General features: G+C 64.6%; 17 protein-coding genes. 7 read left to right on the top strand and 10 right to left on the bottom strand.

What is annotated here, in order from left to right; translation table 11 throughout:
* Positions 1-47 precede the first annotated feature (47 nt).
* From MTX23_RS05500 to MTX23_RS05485, 4 genes are all read right to left on the bottom strand, one after another.
* Positions 48-617: a hypothetical protein gene (locus MTX23_RS05500; RefSeq protein WP_280975616.1), complete on the bottom strand. Its 570-nt coding sequence runs from the start codon at positions 615-617 to the stop codon at positions 48-50.
* 48 nt (positions 618-665) lie between these two features.
* Entirely contained in the window at positions 666-1,247 is a 582-nt protein-coding gene (locus MTX23_RS05495; RefSeq protein WP_280975615.1) for a YqaA family protein, read from the bottom strand.
* Between the two features lie 65 nt (positions 1,248-1,312).
* On the bottom strand, positions 1,313-1,714 hold the full coding sequence (gene hisE / locus MTX23_RS05490) for a phosphoribosyl-ATP diphosphatase (RefSeq protein WP_280975614.1): 402 nt from the start codon (positions 1,712-1,714) through the stop codon (positions 1,313-1,315).
* Between the two features lie 130 nt (positions 1,715-1,844).
* A complete protein-coding gene (locus tag MTX23_RS05485; protein WP_280975613.1) occupies positions 1,845-2,276 on the bottom strand; it encodes a hypothetical protein in 432 nt (143 codons plus the stop codon).
* Positions 2,277-2,526: 250 nt separating this feature from the next.
* Here MTX23_RS05485 and MTX23_RS05480 point away from each other — a divergent pair, with 250 nt between their 5' ends.
* The 6 genes from MTX23_RS05480 to MTX23_RS05455 all read left to right on the top strand — a co-directional run bounded on the left by MTX23_RS05480 (position 2,527) and on the right by MTX23_RS05455 (position 10,323).
* Positions 2,527-3,585 (top strand): ABC transporter substrate-binding protein, encoded by a 1,059-nt coding sequence (locus MTX23_RS05480; protein WP_280975612.1) that lies wholly within the window; start codon positions 2,527-2,529, stop codon positions 3,583-3,585.
* A 317-nt stretch (positions 3,586-3,902) separates the two neighbouring features.
* Positions 3,903-5,681, top strand: coding sequence for a glucan ABC transporter ATP-binding protein/ permease (locus tag MTX23_RS05475; protein WP_280975611.1), 1,779 nt, complete (start codon positions 3,903-3,905; stop codon positions 5,679-5,681).
* Positions 5,682-5,915: 234 nt separating this feature from the next.
* Entirely contained in the window at positions 5,916-7,316 is a 1,401-nt protein-coding gene (locus tag MTX23_RS05470; protein ID WP_280977977.1) for a D-alanyl-D-alanine carboxypeptidase family protein, read from the top strand.
* Positions 7,317-7,464: 148 nt separating this feature from the next.
* Positions 7,465-9,147 carry a long-chain fatty acid--CoA ligase gene (locus MTX23_RS05465; protein ID WP_280977976.1) on the top strand — a complete coding sequence of 561 codons (1,683 nt, stop codon included), beginning with the start codon at positions 7,465-7,467 and terminating at the stop codon, positions 9,145-9,147.
* 24 nt (positions 9,148-9,171) lie between these two features.
* On the top strand, positions 9,172-9,729 hold the full coding sequence (locus MTX23_RS05460) for a DUF924 family protein (RefSeq protein WP_280975610.1): 558 nt from the start codon (positions 9,172-9,174) through the stop codon (positions 9,727-9,729).
* A gap of 108 nt (positions 9,730-9,837) precedes the next feature.
* Positions 9,838-10,323 (top strand): peroxiredoxin, encoded by a 486-nt coding sequence (locus MTX23_RS05455; protein WP_280975609.1) that lies wholly within the window; start codon positions 9,838-9,840, stop codon positions 10,321-10,323.
* 242 nt (positions 10,324-10,565) lie between these two features.
* Here MTX23_RS05455 and rnhA read toward each other — a convergent pair whose 3' ends face one another.
* Genes rnhA through ispH form a run of 3 tightly spaced genes read right to left on the bottom strand, consistent with a single transcriptional unit; the run spans position 10,566 to position 12,978 of the window.
* Positions 10,566-11,030 (bottom strand): ribonuclease HI, encoded by a 465-nt coding sequence (rnhA, locus tag MTX23_RS05450; protein ID WP_280975608.1) that lies wholly within the window; start codon positions 11,028-11,030, stop codon positions 10,566-10,568.
* A complete protein-coding gene (locus MTX23_RS05445; protein ID WP_280975607.1) occupies positions 11,018-11,998 on the bottom strand; it encodes a homoserine kinase in 981 nt (326 codons plus the stop codon). Before MTX23_RS05445 ends, rnhA begins: the two co-directional genes overlap by 13 nt.
* 5 nt (positions 11,999-12,003) lie before the next feature.
* Positions 12,004-12,978 (bottom strand): 4-hydroxy-3-methylbut-2-enyl diphosphate reductase, encoded by a 975-nt coding sequence (gene ispH / locus MTX23_RS05440; protein ID WP_280975606.1) that lies wholly within the window; start codon positions 12,976-12,978, stop codon positions 12,004-12,006.
* A 217-nt stretch (positions 12,979-13,195) separates the two neighbouring features.
* On the opposite strand from ispH, the gene MTX23_RS05435 reads away from it, so the two are divergent.
* Positions 13,196-13,897 (top strand): cell cycle transcriptional regulator TrcR, encoded by a 702-nt coding sequence (locus MTX23_RS05435; RefSeq protein WP_280975605.1) that lies wholly within the window; start codon positions 13,196-13,198, stop codon positions 13,895-13,897.
* Between the two features lie 115 nt (positions 13,898-14,012).
* Here MTX23_RS05435 and MTX23_RS05430 read toward each other — a convergent pair whose 3' ends face one another.
* The 3 genes from MTX23_RS05430 to MTX23_RS05420 form a co-directional block, all read right to left on the bottom strand.
* Positions 14,013-14,219, bottom strand: coding sequence for a DUF6494 family protein (locus tag MTX23_RS05430; RefSeq protein ID WP_280975604.1), 207 nt, complete (start codon positions 14,217-14,219; stop codon positions 14,013-14,015).
* 19 nt (positions 14,220-14,238) lie between these two features.
* Positions 14,239-14,511: a hypothetical protein gene (locus tag MTX23_RS05425; RefSeq protein ID WP_280975603.1), complete on the bottom strand. Its 273-nt coding sequence runs from the start codon at positions 14,509-14,511 to the stop codon at positions 14,239-14,241.
* A 160-nt stretch (positions 14,512-14,671) separates the two neighbouring features.
* A complete protein-coding gene (locus MTX23_RS05420) occupies positions 14,672-16,582 on the bottom strand; it encodes a propionyl-CoA synthetase (protein ID WP_280975602.1) in 1,911 nt (636 codons plus the stop codon).
* Positions 16,583-16,685: the final 103 nt, after the last annotated feature.

The raw sequence follows: 16,685 nt of genomic DNA, 5'->3' as shown, positions 1-16,685 counted from the left end.
GGTATTTTCTTAGGACGCGCTGGTATCCCAGAGACAGGTCGGCCGCTTTATTGGCAGAGCGCCCGTGTCACGAAATTTTCGGTCTTGCAGTCGTTCGGGCCACGCTTGTGGCCCGGCAGATAGACCAGCGGCGAACACTTCTCGGAGGCGTCGGTATCGAGGCTCTTGCCTTCCTTGAACCCCTTGCTCTGGCACAGCCTGTCGGCGCCGATCTTGCAGTCCGGCGCGCCGTTCGAGGCCACCACGCAAGCCGCGCGCCCCGTGACCATCGACGAGGGACGCGCGATATCCGACAGATCGTTCATGGTCTCGCCGGGGCTCTTCAGCGGCAGGATCGATTTCGACTTCTCGAACAGCTTTCCGATTTCGTTGATCAGCCCCGGATTCTCGCGCTCGACCGGCGCAGGCGGCACTTCGATCGACTGCGGCGGCTGCGGCGCGGGCGGCAACGGTAGCTGCGCCGAGGGCTGCACGCCGAGCGCAGGCGCCGCGGCCTTGGCCCAGCCTCTGTCGATCGTCGCCATGACCATCGACAAGGCAAGGACTGCCATCACCACGCGCGCCCTGGCAAGGTTCAGCCTGGCAGGATTCAGCAGGTCGTCGATTCCATCAGCCATCAGGGCCAACGTAACCCGAAGCCAGTGATCCGCAAAGCCGACGAACCGCTAAATCAGTTTGAATGCGACAACAAAGCCCAGCACCAGCACGATCGCGCCGATCGCGACCCAGGTGCCGAGCCGCTTCTCCAGCTCCTTGCGGATGAAGTCGCCATAGCGGTTGAGCAGCACCGCGACGAAGAAGAAGCGCCCGCCGCGTGCGACAATCGAGCACAGGATGAACAGCCAGATGTTGTAGCCGGCAAAGCCCGAGGTGATCGTCACGAGCTTGTAGGGGATCGGCGTCAGCCCCTTCACCAGGATGATCACCGCACCCCACTCGGCGTAGGAGGCGCGGAATGCGTCGACCTTGTCGGAGAGCCCGTAGAGATGGATCAGCCACTGCCCGAGCGAGTCGTAGAGCAGCGCGCCGATCGCATAGCCGAGCACGCCGCCGGCGACCGACGCGATGGTGCACACGGTTGCGAACCACCACGCCCGCCGCGGCTGCGCCAGCGACATCGGCAGCAACATGATGTCGGGGGGGACGGGAAAGAAGGAGCTCTCAGCGAAGGCCACGCCAGCGAGAAGCCACAGCGCGTAGGGCTTGTCGGCGGCGTCGATGCACCAGTCGTAAATCCGTTTCAGCATAGGCGCGATGAACCATCATGGAGCGCATTTGTCCATGCCAGGAATTGAGTTGATTTTCGGGCGATTTAGGACGGCCGCTTGCGCAGGCGGTTTTCCAGCGCGACAATCCGGCGCCGAACGACCGGAACGGGCGCGGTTTTGCGCAGCTTGACCGGCGACTTCGGCAGTTTCTCGGCAATCCCGAGCAGGCGCTCGCGCCGTTCCATCTCCCGCCAGACGTCCTCCGGCTTCACGCCGGCCTCGGCCCACACCACGGTCAGGTTGTACAGCAGATCGGCGCTTTCGCGGACCACGGCATCGGACTTGCCGCCGAGGGCGTCGATCACGACCTCGATGACTTCCTCGGCAAGCTTCTTCGCCATCTTGGCCGGGCCGCGCTGAAACAACCGTGCCGTGCGCGACGTTGCCGGATCAAGATCCCTGGCCGCGATCACCGCCCGATAAAGCCGCTCGATCGAATCACCCATGTTGCGAGCCTAGTCGAAACGCGTCGCCAGCGTGTTAACGGCGCGCTCGACGACGAAAAAATCCACCGGCCCTACGGCCGGTGGATTCGATTCTTCTGTGACAGTTCTACGAAACGCCGACGGTCAAACGTCAGTACGGCGTATAGGGCAGTTGCGACCGGCGCCCATAATAGCCGTAATACGGTCCGCCGCCGTAGACCGGGCCGCCATAATATGCGGGACCTCCGTAATAACCCGGGCCGCCGTAATAGGCGTAGGAATCATCGTAGTAGTCGCGGCGGTTTTGGGCGGCGATGATCGCAAGCCCGGTGCCGACGATGCCCGCGAAAGCGGCTGCCGCCGCTGCACCACCACCGCCACCACCACGATAGTATCGGCGACGCGCGCTGATATCGGTCGCGCCGCTGGTCCCGTGCGACGTGGTCACCGCGGCAGCCTTGCCCGCCGGAGCCGAGCCCGCGAATGCCATCGTCGGCTCAACGGCCGTCAACGCCACCGCAGCGACGGTTGCCAGCGTGGCTGCGCGGCCAATGGACGAAAAAACACCCTTTCGCGGTAACATTGCAGTCATCCTTTGTGGAAGCCGGCCCGACGGGCCACGAATAGCTAACCATTGCTTCTAGATTAGGTTCCGCAAACCGAATGCAAGCTGAACGAGCTCCGGCAAAGTGTCATGGCAGTCATCGGCCATTCAGCTTGCATGGGGCAGAATGTCTGCAAATTGACGCTTTAAAGTGATGTTTGCCTTGGCGCATTCGGTGCCTTGAAACAGGCGCGGGCGCGGCACTTTGTCTCGCCTCCCGGAAGTCGTGATGCACCTAAGTCGGACCACCGTTCTCCGCTTGATGCTGGCTGGTGTGATCGGCCTCGCGGGCGGCGTGTGGCCCGGCAGAGCAGGGCTGCGCGCCGCAAGCGATCCGCCTCAGCCCGCCGCCGTCCAGTTCACGCTCGACCGTCCGCTCGATGCCGCCGCGGCCCCGTTCGTGATGGCAACCGTAGGCGGACTGTTCAGCGCCGAAGGCCTTGCGGTCACCACCAACATCGCCACCAGCTCGGCGGATGCGATCGCGCGCGTCGCCGACGGCGCGAGCGACTTCGCGCTCGTCGACATCAACGCGTTGATCCGGTTTCGCGACAAGCCGGGCACAGCGCCCGTGAAGGCGGTGTCCATGCTGTTCAACCAGGCGCCCTATGCGATCGTGGCGCGCAAGAGTCGCGGCATCAAGGCGCTGTCCGACATTCAGGGCAAGAACCTCGGCGTCGCCGAGGGTGACCTGTCGATCCGGCTGTGGCCCGCGATCGCCAGGCAGAACGGCATCAAGCTCTCAAGCGTGAAGCAGAACTCGATCAGCGCCGCGGTGCGCGAGCCCATGCTCTCCGCCGGACAGGTCGACGCCGTCACCGGCTTCTCCTATCTGTCGGCAATCAACTTGCGAGATCGCGGCGTGCCCGCCGACGATCTCGCCGCGCTGCGCTTCGCCGATTACGGCTGCGAGGCCTATGGTTTCGCCGTCATCGTCAGCCCGCGCTTCGCTGCCGCAAAGCCGGACGCCGTGAAGGGCTTCGTGCGCGCAGTGATCGGCGGTACCACCCTCGCGATCAAGGACCCTGCCCGCGCCGCGGCCGAGGTCGTGAGCCGGATGGACGGCGGTTCGCGCGAGCTCGAGCTGGAGCGGCTGCGTGCCATCATCCGCGACAACATCCTCACCGGCGAGGTGAAGCGCAACGGCCTCGGCGGCATCGACCCGGCGCGCTTCGAGCGGTCGATCGACCAGCTCGCGGAGGATTTCAAATTCCAGAAGCGGCCGCACGCCTCCGACATCTTCGATGAGTCGTACCTGCCGCCGCGCGACGACCGGCTGATCAACTGAGCCCTCACCCTGTCCACGTCATTGCGAGCCAACGGGTCGCGCGAACGCGCGCCCGATGACAGGCTCCGCGAAGCAATCCATTGTCACCTAACGCAAAGCAATATGGATTGCTTCGTCGCTTCAGCGCAAAATTGTTTTGCAATTTTGTCGCGAGCTCCTCGCAATGACGGCATGCATGGGCTCCCCCCTCCAGACGAGGTCGATGGAGTTGGATAACGCCAGGATGTAGCCATCGCCCGCTGGCCCTCCACCGCGAACCCTGATTAAATTGCATTCCGCCTGATCGGGTGGGTCGGTCGCTCAAGGGTCCCGCCGGCATGTCCATGCTCCGCCTCTATACCCGCGTCCTCGAACTGCTCGGCAAGGAGGCCCGGCTCGGCTGGATTCTCGCCGCCGCCAATTTGTTGCTCGCGGGCGCGCAATTCGCCGAACCGGTGCTGTTCGGCAAGATCGTCGACGTGCTGTCCGGCCGGCCGGTGACCGGCGTGTTCGCGACCGACTCGCCGTGGCCGCTGCTGGGGGCCTGGGTGGTGTTCGGCCTGTTCACGATCGGTTGCAGCGCGGTGGTCGCGCTCCAGGCCGACCGGCTGGCGCATCGCCAACGCCAGGCGGTGCTGACCGACTATTTCGAGCACATCCTGCAGCTGCCGCTGACCTTCCATTCCGGCACCCATTCGGGACGGCTGATGAAGGTGATGCTGAACGGCACCGACGCGCTGTGGCGGCTCTGGCTCAGTTTCTTCCGCGAGCATTTCGCCGCGATCATGTCGCTGGTCGTGCTGCTGCCGCTGTCGCTCTTTATCAACTGGCGCCTTGCCATCCTGCTGTTCGCGCTCTGCGTCGTCTTCACCATCCTGACCACGATGGTGGTGCGCAAGACCTACGGCATGCAGAGCGAGGTCGAGGAATATTACAGCGACCTCTCGGCGCGCGCCTCCGACGCGCTCGGCAACGTCGCGCTGGTGCAGAGCTTCGTACGGATCGATTCCGAGGTGCAGGGGCTGCGCTTCGTCGCCGACAAGCTGCTCGCCGCGCAGATGCCGGTGCTGTCGTGGTGGGCGCTCGTCACCGTCATCACCCGCGCGTCGACCACGATCACGGTGCTCGCGATCTTCACTGTCGGCATCGCGCTGAACAGCCAGGGCCTGACCACGGTCGGCGAGATCGTGATGTTCGTCTCGTTCGCCACCATGCTGATCCAGAAGCTCGAGCAGGTGGTGAGCTTCATCAACAACGTGTTCATGGAAGCGCCGCGGTTGAAGGAATTCTTCGACGTGCTCGACGCGGTGCCGGCGGTGCGCGACCGGCCGGGCGCGGTCGATCCCGGCCGGCTCTCCGGCCTGGTCGAGTTCGACGACGTCTCGTTCTCCTATGACGGCAAGCGCCCGGCAATCGAGGATCTCTCCTTCACCGCGCTGCCCGGCCAGACCATTGCGCTGGTCGGACCGACCGGTGCCGGCAAGTCCACCGCGATCGCGCTGCTGCATCGCGCCTTCGATCCGCAATCCGGCATCATCGAGATCGACGGTATGGACATACGCGCGCTGAAGCTGACCGCGCTGCGACGGAATATCGGCGTGGTGTTCCAGGAGGCGCTGCTGTTCAACCGCTCGATCGCCGAGAACCTGCGTATCGGCAAGCCTGACGCCACCGATGAGGAACTGCGTACCACTGCGGGGCGCGCGCAGGCGCTGGATTTCATCGAGCGCAGCGAAAAGAAGTTCGACACCCATGCCGGCGAACGCGGCCGCATGCTGTCAGGCGGCGAGCGACAGCGCTTGTCGATCGCGCGCGCATTGCTGAAAGATCCGCCGATCCTGATCCTGGACGAGGCGACCAGCGCGCTGGATGCCGTCACCGAGGCCAAGGTGAACGCTGCTCTCGATGAAGTGATGAAGGGACGGACCACGTTTGTGATCGCGCACCGTCTCTCCACGATCCGCCACGCTACCCGCATCCTGATGTTCGACCAGGGACGCGTGATCGAAAGCGGAACTTTCGATGAACTGGTGGCGAAAGGCGGGCGTTTTGCCGACCTCGCGCGTGCCCAGTTCATGGTTCAGGAACAGCAACGCGCCGATGTCGAGGCGCCATAATCCCCGCTTTCCAATTGAGGCGGCTGCCGAAATTCAGCCGATTTCGTCCACGATTTAGTTGAGCGGGCTCTGTTCTCCGCTGGCAAGCCGGTATAGGGTTTGCATCGCCGCATCGCGGCCCCCGGACGCGCTTGAAACCCGAACGTCACATCGTAAAGACCTCCTGTTGAAGGCGGGTCTCAAAGGACCGGAACCGGACTCGTGCATTTCCTCCGCCTGTTGCGCAACCCGTCGTTGAAGTGGATTCTTGCCGTCGCGCTGCTCGCCGTTGCGACGCCACGCACGGCGCAGGCCGAGGCGCTGCTGCTGATCGAGGCCGACAGTGGAAAGGTGCTGCAGGCCGACAATGCGACGATGCCCTGGTATCCGGCATCGCTCAGCAAGCTGATGACGGCCTATGTGACGCTGAAGGCGGTGAAGGAAGGCCGCGTGTCGCTCGACACGCTGCTCACGGTGTCGCCGATCGCAGCCTCGCAATCACCCTCGAAGATGGGCTTCCGGCCCGGCACGCAGGTCACCGTCGACAACGCTCTGAAGATGATGCTGGTGAAGTCGGCCAACGACATGGCCGTGGTGCTGGCTGAAGGCGTCGGCCGCTCGATCGACGGCTTCGCGGCAATGATGAACCAGACCGCGCAGAAGCTCGGCATGACGCAGACGAGCTACGTCAACCCGAATGGCCTGCCGGCCGACGGCCAGATCACCTCGGCGCGCGACATGGCGATCCTCGCCCGCGCCATCATCCGCGATCTGCCGGAATACGAATATTTCGTCCACATCCCATCGATCCGCTTCGGGCGCCGGATCACGCAGAACTTCAACAAGCTGATCGGCCGCTATCCGGGCGCCGACGGCTTCAAGACCGGCTTCATCTGCGCGTCCGGCTACAATCTCGTGGCCTCGGCGACGCGCGACGGCAAGCGGCTGATCGCCGTCGTGCTCGGCGCCTCCTCGGGCCGCATGCGCGCGGTCCGCGCCGCGCAGCTTTTGGATCGCGGCTTCGCCGGCAACGGGCTGGCATGGCTGCGTCCCTCGCTCGGCACCGTCGAGAACCTTGCGCCGATCGACGCCTCGCCGCCGAACCTGCACGACGAGATGTGCGGCCCCAAGCGCAAGCGACCCGCCAGCGACGAGGACGAGGACACCGTCGCCAGCAGCGCCGGCAGTTCGACCACCAATGGCGAGAGCGGCATGACCTTCTTCGCCGCCGGCCTGCAGGCAGCGATGCCGAAACCATCCGAGCTGCTGGGGCTGCCGGCTGCACCATCGGAGCCGGTCGTGGTCTATACCGGTCCGACCAAGACCGGCGCTGCGTTGGCCGCTGCGGTCGAAGCCGACAGCGAGAAGATGCAGCCCGCTGTCAAGCGCGGCAAGCGCACGCGTGTCGTCATCAAGGTGGACAAGAAGTCCGACACGGCAGCTGATGCCAAGGGTGATACCAAGAAGGACGGCAACAAGTCCGACAGCAAGCAGGCCGCAGCCAAGCCGGTACGGCACGCCAACGCGAAGCCGGACACCGCAGCCGCTAAGCCGGCCGCCGCAAAGCCCGGCGACAAGCAGGCGGCCGCAAAGCCCGCGGCGAAGCCGAAGGCCGCCACGAAGCCGAAGAGCGACGCCAAACAGCCGGCCGGCTAGCCGCCCCGATCCAATGCGTCGATAGCGCGCAGCGGCTTGCCATTGGCCGCGGCATTGCTCAATACTGCCGAAAACAACGCGGCCAAGCCCGGAAAAGCCGGAGACGAATCCGGGACAAGCGGCAAGTCATGAGAGGGGAATGACCAAAATGGAGCGCATCTGGCTCAAGCAGTATCCGGCCGGCGTGCCCGCCGATATCGACGTCACGCAGTATTCCTCGCTGGTCGAGCTGCTGGAGGAAAGCTTCACGAAATTTGCCGACCGCAAGGCTTTCATCTGCATGGACAAGTCGATCACCTATCGTGACCTCGACCAGATGTCGACGGCGCTCGGCGCCTATCTGCAGAGCAAGGGCCTTCAGAAGGGCGCGCGCGTCGCGCTGATGATGCCGAACGTGCTGCAATATCCGATCGCGACCGCTGCGGTGCTGCGCGCCGGCTATGCCGTGGTCAACGTCAATCCGCTCTACACGCCGCGCGAGCTCGAGCATCAGCTCAAGGATTCCGGCGCCGAGGCGATCATCGTCCTGGAGAATTTCGCCACCACCGTGCAGAAGGTGCTCGCCAACACCTCCGTCAAGCACGTCATCGTCGGCAGCATGGGCGACCTGCTCGGCTTCAAGGGGGTGATCGTCAACCTGGTGGTGCGGCGCGTGAAGAAGATGGTGCCGGCCTGGTCGATCCCGGGCGCCGTGACGTTCAACGACGCGCTCGCGGCCGGACGCGGCATGAAGCTCAACAAGCCCGCGCTCACGCGCCAGGACGTCGCCTTCCTGCAATATACCGGCGGCACCACGGGCGTTTCCAAGGGCGCCACCCTGATCCACCAGAACGTGCTCGCCAACGTGCTGCAGAACGACGCCTGGCTGCAGCCCGCGCTGAAGAAGCCGCCGCATGTCGAGCAGCTCTTCATCGTTTGCGCGCTGCCGCTCTACCACATCTTCGCGCTGACCGCCTGTTACCTGCTCGCGGTGCGCGCCGGCGGCGTCAACCTCTTGATCCCGAACCCGCGCGACATGGCGGGCTTCGTCAAGGAGCTGTCGAAGTATCAGATCAACAGCTTCCCGGCGGTCAACACGCTCTACAACGGCCTGTTGAACACGCCCGGCTTCGACAAGCTCGACTTCTCAAAGCTGAAGACCTCGTTCGGCGGCGGCATGGCGACGCAGAAGCCCGTCGCCGAGAAATGGCTGAAGGTGACCGGCTGCGCGTTGTCGGAAGGCTACGGCCTGTCGGAGACTTCGCCGACGCTGACCTGCAATCCCGCCGACACCGACAAGTTCTCCGGCTCGATCGGCCTGCCGGTGCCCTCGACCTGGCTGTCGATCCGCGACGACGACGGCAACGAGCTGCCGATCGGCCAGGCCGGCGAGATCTGCGCCAAGGGCCCGCAGGTGATGGCCGGCTACTGGAACAGGCCGGACGAGACCGCGCACGTGATGACCGCAGACGGCTACTTCCGCACCGGCGACATCGGCGTAATGGACGAGAACGGCTTCACCAAGATCGTCGACCGCAAGAAGGACATGATCCTGGTTTCCGGCTTCAACGTCTATCCGAACGAGATCGAGGAAGTGCTCGCGAGCCATCCGGGCGTGCTGGAATGCGCCGTGATCGGCGTGCCCGACGCGAAGTCCGGCGAGGCGGTCAAGGCGTTCGTGGTCAAGAAAGACCCGAACGTCACGGCCGAGGATATCATCAAGTTCGCAGCGACCCAGCTCACCGCCTACAAGGTGCCGAAGCAGATCGAGTTCAGGACCGACCTGCCGAAGACCAATGTCGGCAAGATCCTGCGCCGCGAGCTGCGCGACGAGAAGAAGGCCGCGGCGTGAGACGAGCGCCGCGGGCGTCGAACGATGACTGACGCGCAGCTCGTGACGGCAGCCGACGTCCTCGCGTTCTGGCGCGAGGCCGGTCGTGACCGCTGGTACAAGCGCGACGACGCCTTCGATGCCGAGATCCGTGACCGCTTTCTCGCCACATGGCGGAAGGCCGCCGCCGGCGAACTTTCCTCATGGGAGGCGAGCGACGACGGCGCGCTGGCGCTCATCATCGTGCTCGACCAGTTTCCCCGCAACATGTTCCGCCAGGACGCGCGGACCTTTGCGAGCGACACGCTGGCGCGCGAGGCCGCGGGCCGCGCGATCGAGCGCGGCGTCGACGGACGGATCGATCCGCTCTTGCGCGAATTCCTCTATCTGCCCTTCATGCATTCGGAGCATCTGGCCGACCAGCAGCGCTGTGTTGCGCTGATCCGGCAAGCCGGCGGCCATCCGGACAACCTGAAATATGCCGAGGACCACGCCGACATCATTCGCCGGTTCGGGCGCTTCCCGCACCGTAACCGCATCCTGGGCCGGCCGACGACGCCGGAAGAGCAGGCTTTCCTCGATGCGGGAGGATTTTCCGGCTGATGACGGAACAGTGACCAGCCTCCGGCATTGCCGTTCTTCCACCAGCTCGTATTGTGCCGTGCGACCGCCGGGGTTAAGACAGTTCCGCTTCACCGAGGGAGAACAACGATGACGATCAAGGTTGGCGACAAGCTGCCGGAAGCCAAGTTTCGCGTGATGACCGCCGAAGGGCCGCAGGTCAAAACCACTGACGATATCTTCAAGGGCAAGAAGGTCGCCCTGTTCGCGGTGCCCGGCGCCTACACCGGCACCTGCCACAAGATGCACCTGCCGAGCATCTTCCTCAACGCCTACGCCATCAAGAACAAGGGCGTCGACACCATTGCGATCGTCTCGGTCAACGACGCCTTCGTGATGAACGCCTGGAAGCGCGACACCGACCAGCGCGACGAAGCCACCTTTCTCGCCGACGGCAATGCCGACTTCACCAAGGCGATCGGCATGGAGCTCGACGCCTCGGCCAACGGGCTCGGCATCCGCTCCAAGCGCTACTCGATGCTGGTCGAGGACGGCATGGTGAAGAAGTTCAACCTCGAGCCCGCCCCGGGCAAAGTCGAGGTCTCCGGCGGCGACACGCTGCTCGGGCAGCTCTGAGCTGAACGCCACGCGCACACTGTCGTCGCCCGGCTTGACCGGGCGACCCAGTACGCTGTGGCCTCCGTTTTGAAAACCGCCGCCTCTGGAATACTGGATCGCCCGCCTTCGCGGGCGATGACAGTTATGAGGAATCGTAGGATGGGTAGAGCGCAGCGAAACCCATCACCTTCGTGCCGCGGACTGAGATGGTGGGTTTCGCTTCGCTCTACCCACCCCACACCTAGGGACGCAGCGACGCCCTACAACTCCTTCAGCCGCGCCATCGCGACGCCCTCGCGCGCAAGCTGATCCGCACGCTCGTTCTCGGCGTGGCCGGCGTGGCCCCTGATCCAGTGCCAGCGCACCTCATGCGGCTTCAGCGCGGCGTCGAGCCGCTGCCACAGCTCGACATTCTTGACCGGCTTCTTGTCGGCGGTGCGCCAGCCGTTGCGCTTCCAGCCATGGATCCAGCCGGTGATGCCCTGGCGGACATACTGACTGTCGGTCGTGAGGTCGACGACGCAAGGCTTCTTCAGCGCTTCGAGCGCCGAGATCGCCGCCATCAGCTCCATGCGATTGTTGGTGGTGTGCGGCTCGCCGCCCTTCAATTCCTTCTCGACCTCGCCGAATCTGAGGATCGCGCCCCAGCCGCCCGGTCCGGGATTTCCGGAGCAGGCACCGTCGGTGAAAACAGTGACATGCGGCTTTTCGCTCACGCCGCGCATCCTGCCGGCGTGATGCCATAGTCGTTGAGACCAGCGACATTCTGCTGGAAGCGCAGCTTGCGGACATATTCCAGTGGGTCCTTCGGCTGCACCAGCGCGCCTTCCGGCACGTTGAGGAAGTCGACGAGGCGCGTCAGCAGGAAGCGCATCGCGGCCCCCCGCGCGAGCAGCGGCATCGCGGCCTCCTCGGCCGCCGACAACGGCCGTTCGCGGCGGTAGGCATTGAGCAACGCGCGGGCCTTGGTGACATTGAAGGAATGATCCGCCTCGAAGCACCAGGCGTTCAGGCAGATCGCGACGTCGTAGGCCAGGATGTCGTTGCAGGAGAACGGGAAGTCGATCAGCCCCGACACCTTGTCGCCGAGGAAGAAGACGTTGTCGGGAAACAGGTCGGCATGGATGACGCCGACCGGCAGGTCGGTCGGCCAGCTAGCTTCGAGATGATCGAGCTCGCGCGCGACGAAGTCGTGCAATCCCACCTGGATGCTGTCGGCCCGCGCCGCCGCGAGATCGAACAGCGGTCGCCAGCCGGAGACCGACAGCGGGTTTGTCCGCACCAGCGGAAAGTCGCGGCCGGCGAGATGCATCTTGGCCAGCGCTCCGCCGACGCCCGAGCAATGCGTCACGTTCGGCCGCCGCGGCCATAGCCCTTCGAGGAAATTGATGACCGCCGCCGGCCGGCCGGCGAGCCGGCTATAGACCTCGCCCTTGCGATTGCGCGCCGGCTGCGGGCAGGAGACGCCGCGCTCGGCGAGATGCGCCATCAGCGACAGGAAATACGGCAGGTCGTCCTCCGCCACACGCTTTTCGTAGAGCGTGAGGATGTAGGCGCCCTGGCCCGTATGCAGCAGGAAGTTCGAATTCTCGACGCCCTCGGCGATGCCCTTGTAGGAGAGCAGTTCGCCGATGTCGTAGCTTTTGAGGAATTCCGCGAGATCTTCGGCGGCGACGTCGGTGTAGACCGCCATATGGTTTATTCCGCGACGGCAGCGTCAGGCCGCAGCGAACGCGGCAGCGGGAAGAACTCGTTCTCTTCCGCAGCCGAGACCGTCTCCACGTGAAGTTCGTAGCGTTCGGCGAAGGCGCCCATGATCTCCTCGACGATCACCTCCGGCGCCGACGCGCCCGCGGTGATGCCGAGGCTCTTGATGCCTTCGAAGCGCTTCCAGTCGATGTCGCTGGCCCTTTGGGCAAGCACGGCAATGGGGCAGCCCTCGCGCTCGGCGACCTCGCGCAGACGCTGCGAGTTCGACGAGTTCGGCGCACCGACCACGATCAGGGCATCGACCACCGGGGCCACCTTCTTCACCGCGAGCTGGCGGTTGGTGGTGGCGTAGCAGATGTCCTCCTTGTGCGGACCGTTGACGTTCGGGAAGCGCTCCTTGAGCAGCGCCACGATCTCGGCGGTGTCGTCGATCGACAGCGTGGTCTGGGTCACAAAGGCGAGGTTGTCGGGGTCCTTCGGCATGAAGGTCTTGGCGTCCTCGGCGGTCTCGATCAGGGTCACGGCCCCCGGCGGGAGCTGGCCCAGGGTACCGACCACCTCCGGATGGTGCGAATGCCCGATCAGAAGGATTTCCCGGCCGCGCTTGAAATGGATCGCCGCCTCGCGGTGGACCTTGGTCACCAGCGGGCAGGTTGCGTCCAGCGAGAAGAAATTGCGGGCCTTGGCTTCGGCAGGAACCGATTTGGGAACCCCGTGGGCCGAGAACACCACCGGCGCGTTGGTATCGTCGGGGATTTCGGCCAATTCCTCGACGAAAATCGCGCCTTTCGTCTTCAGGCTGTCCACCACATACTTGTTATGGACGATCTCGTGCCGGACATAGACCGGGGCACCATAGATCGTGAGCGCCCGTTCCACCGTGTCGATGGCACGAACAACCCCGGCGCAGAAGCCACGCGGGGAACAAAGCACGATTCTAAGATCGGGTTTTTTCGCTGACATGAGGCCATCTCGGGACCGAATCACCCCTCGCCGCCGGGCGGGGAACGGCCAATTCGGATAAGGACTTGGGACTGCTTTCGGGCGCTGTCAAGGCGATTTTGCTGGCCCATTGCGCCATTCCCCCCTGAGGGCTTATATAGGGCCAGAATTCCCGTCATCGCCGATGACTACCAGCTTCGCCTCGACAGAGGTGGGCGAAGCACAAAGGAGATTTGCCATGAGCAACGCACCGCTGATGCCGAAGGCGACTGCCGTGTGGTTGGTCGACAATACCGCTTTGACCTTCGATCAGGTGGCCGATTTTACCAAAATGCATCCCCTCGAGGTGCGCGCTATCGCCGACGGCGATGCCGCCCAGGGCATCAAGGGTATGGACCCGATTTCCAACGGCCAGCTCACCCGCGAGGAGATCGAAAGGGGTGAAAGCGACCCGAACTATCGCCTCAAGCTTCAGGAGAGCAAGGTGGTGCTGCCGGCCGCGGCAAAGAAGAAGGGCCCGCGCTACACCCCGGTGTCGCGTCGCCATGAGCGGCCGAGCGCCATCCTGTGGCTGGTGCGCAACCACCCCGAACTGAAGGACGCGCAGATCATGCGTCTGGTCGGCACCACCAAGACCACGATCGCGAGCGTGCGCGACCGCACCCACTGGAACGCCTCGACGCTGACGCCGATGGACCCGGTGACGCTCGGCCTGTGCTCGCAGATCGAGCTCGATTTCGAGGTGCAGCGCGCCGCCAAGGAGAAGCCGACCACCACCGTCTATGGCGGCGCCACGCTGCTGCCGGCCTCCGAGACCACGCGCAAGGATCAGCCCGACTACGAGCCGGCCGAGAAGCAGCACGACGATCTCAACGTCGACGCCGTGTTCGCCAAGCTCAAGACGATCGGCGGCAAGAAGGCCGACGACGAGGAAGAGTGAGCGCGAACCACGCGATCGATTGCGGGACTACGAAGCGCGGCAGGGCAACCTGCCGCGCTTTTTGTTTGTGCACAAGCGGCGCCAGGAACACCACGAGAAGATGCGCCGACCTATGTCAGCCGAGTTCGATCTCGCCCGATATGTCATGAACGAGATTGACGCCGCCGATGGTCAGCACAACCTTCGCCGGAAGCTTCTCGTTGCCTTTGAGCCGGCCGCTCGCGACGGCCTCGCGCACGGCCTTTTCGACTTCGCGCTGGGAAGTAATGCCGACCTTCTTGAGGAAACCGCGAAGGCTGGCGTTGAAAACGTCCTCGTTCATCATCGCCTCCTCATTATCTCTAATGCACGTCCGGATGGTTCATCATGTATTCGCCGAGATCGCGCTGGCGGCGATCGGAGCGGGCCTCGGCGTTCTGACGCTGGACGTCGCGATCCCTGCGGCACGCGACATATTCGGGCGAGCCGACCTTCACGGTGCCGTTGGCCTGGCAGTACTGATCGTCATCGCCCATGCTCTCCGCGACCGGCGAGTGGCCGCGCTCGAGGCAGCCTGCGAGCAGCGGCAGCGCAAGCAGCAAGGCGAAGGGCGCGCGTGCGGAAATCGTTCGCATCCGTTGAGTCCGTATCTTGTGGCGACGTAACGTAAGAGACCGGGATGACCCGGCAATCCAACAAAATCAAGACGGTTTTGCTTCTGGATGCGTTTCGGCTTCCGGGCCGCCCATGTCATTCCGGGGCGATACGCAGCATCGAACCCGGAATGACGAACGCCTACACCTTGTCCTTCAGCGCAGCGCCGATCTCGTCGAGCACCTTCGGATCCTCGATCGTCGCCGGCATGGTCCAGGGCTCGCCGTCGGCGATCTTCTTGATGGTGCCGCGGAGGATCTTGCCGGAGCGGGTTTTCGGCAGCCGCGCCACGGTGATCGCGAGCTTGAACGCGGCGACCGGGCCGAGCTTCTCGCGCACCAGCGCCACGACCTCCTTCTCGACATCATCAGGGCGCTTCGCCACGCCGGCCTTCAGCACCAGGAAGCCGCAGGGCACCTCGCCCTTGATCGCGTCCTTGATGCCGAGCACGGCGCATTCGGCGACGTCGGGGTGCGACGCCAGAATTTCTTCCATGCCGCCGGTGGAGAGCCGGTGACCGGCGACGTTGATGATGTCGTCGGTGCGGCCCATCACCCAGACGTAGCCGTCCTCATCCTTGTAGCCGGCATCCGACGTCTTGTAGTAGCCGGGGAATTCCGAGAGATAGGCTTCCTTGAAGCGCTCGTCCTGCTGCCACAGCGTCGGCAGGCAGCCGGGCGGCATCGGCAGCTTGATCACGATCGACCCCATGGTGCTCGCAGGCACCGGCTTCGCCGACTCGTCGACCACGTCAACTTGATACCCCGGCATCGGCACCGTCGGCGAACCGTGCTTGACCGGCAGCATGCCGAGGCCCACCGGATCGCCAGCGATGCACCAGCCGGTCTCGGTCTGCCACCAGTGATCGATCACCGGTACCTTGAGCTGCTGCTCCGCCCACTCCACCGTGGGCGGATCGGCGCGCTCGCCGGCGAGGAAGAGCGTACGGAAGTTCGAGAGGTCATGCTGGCGGATGAACTTGCCGTCCGGATCTTCCTTGCGGATGGCGCGGAACGCCGTCGGTGCCGTGAACAGCGCCACCGCCTTGTGCTCGGAAATCAGACGCCAGAACGCGCCGGCGTCGGGCGTGCCGACCGGCTTGCCCTCATACATGATCGTGGTCGCGCCGTGGATCAGCGGACCGTAGACGATGTAGCTGTGACCGACCACCCAGCCGATGTCGGAGCCGCACCACCAGACCTCGCCCGGCTTCACGCCGTAGAGATTGTACATCGACCACTTCAGCGCGACGAGATGCCCGCCATTGTCGCGCACGACGCCCTTCGGAATTCCCGTCGTGCCTGAGGTGTAGAGGATGTAGAGCGGATCGGTCGCCAGCACCGGGACGCACGCCGCGGCCTTGCCGGCGTCGAAGGCGGCCTGGCGCAAGCTCGCCCAATCATGGTCGCGGCCGACTGTGAGCTCGCAGCCGTGCTGCGGCCGTTGCAGGATGATGCAGGTCTCCGGCTTCGCGCTGGCGAGGCGGATTGCTTCATCGAGCAGCGGCTTGTACTGCACGATGCGCCCGGGCTCGAGCCCGCAGCTTGCCGAGAAGATCAGCCTCGGCTTGGCGTCATCGATCCGGCTCGCCAGCTCCTTGGCCGCGAAGCCGCCGAACACCACGCTGTGCACCGCACCGATCCGCGCGCAGGCGAGCATCGCGACCACCGCCTCCGGCACCATCGGCATATAGAGGATGACGCGATCGCCCTTGGTGACGCCGAAATCCTGCATCACCGCGGCCAGCGTCTGCACCTCCTCCAGCAGCTCGGAATAGGTGAATTTCGTGATCGTGCTGGTGAGCGGAGAATCGTGGATCAGCGCGAGCTGGTCGGAACGGCCGCCGGCGACATGGCGATCCAGTGCGTTGTAGCAGGTGTTGACCACGGCCCCGGCGAACCAGCGCCCATACACCCCGATCGCGGGATCGAAGATCTTCTTTGCCGGCTCGATCCAATCGATCTCGCGCGCCGCTTCTGCCCAGAATCCCTCGGGATCCCGAAGCGAGCGGGCATACACCTCATGATACCGGCTGTTCTGCTGAATGTTCATCGCGTTTCTCCCTCGCCTCTCTCCGTCGTCATGGCCGGGCGCCTGTCCCCGACTCGATCGGGGATCGACCCGGCCATCCACGTCTAGGGCCAGGCATGACGAC

Source organism: Bradyrhizobium sp. ISRA436 (assembly GCF_029910015.1).
Classification (GTDB): Bacteria; Pseudomonadota; Alphaproteobacteria; order Rhizobiales; family Xanthobacteraceae; genus Bradyrhizobium.
Note: the sequence above shows the minus strand (reverse complement) of the source record. Positions and strands in the feature narration are given on the sequence as shown.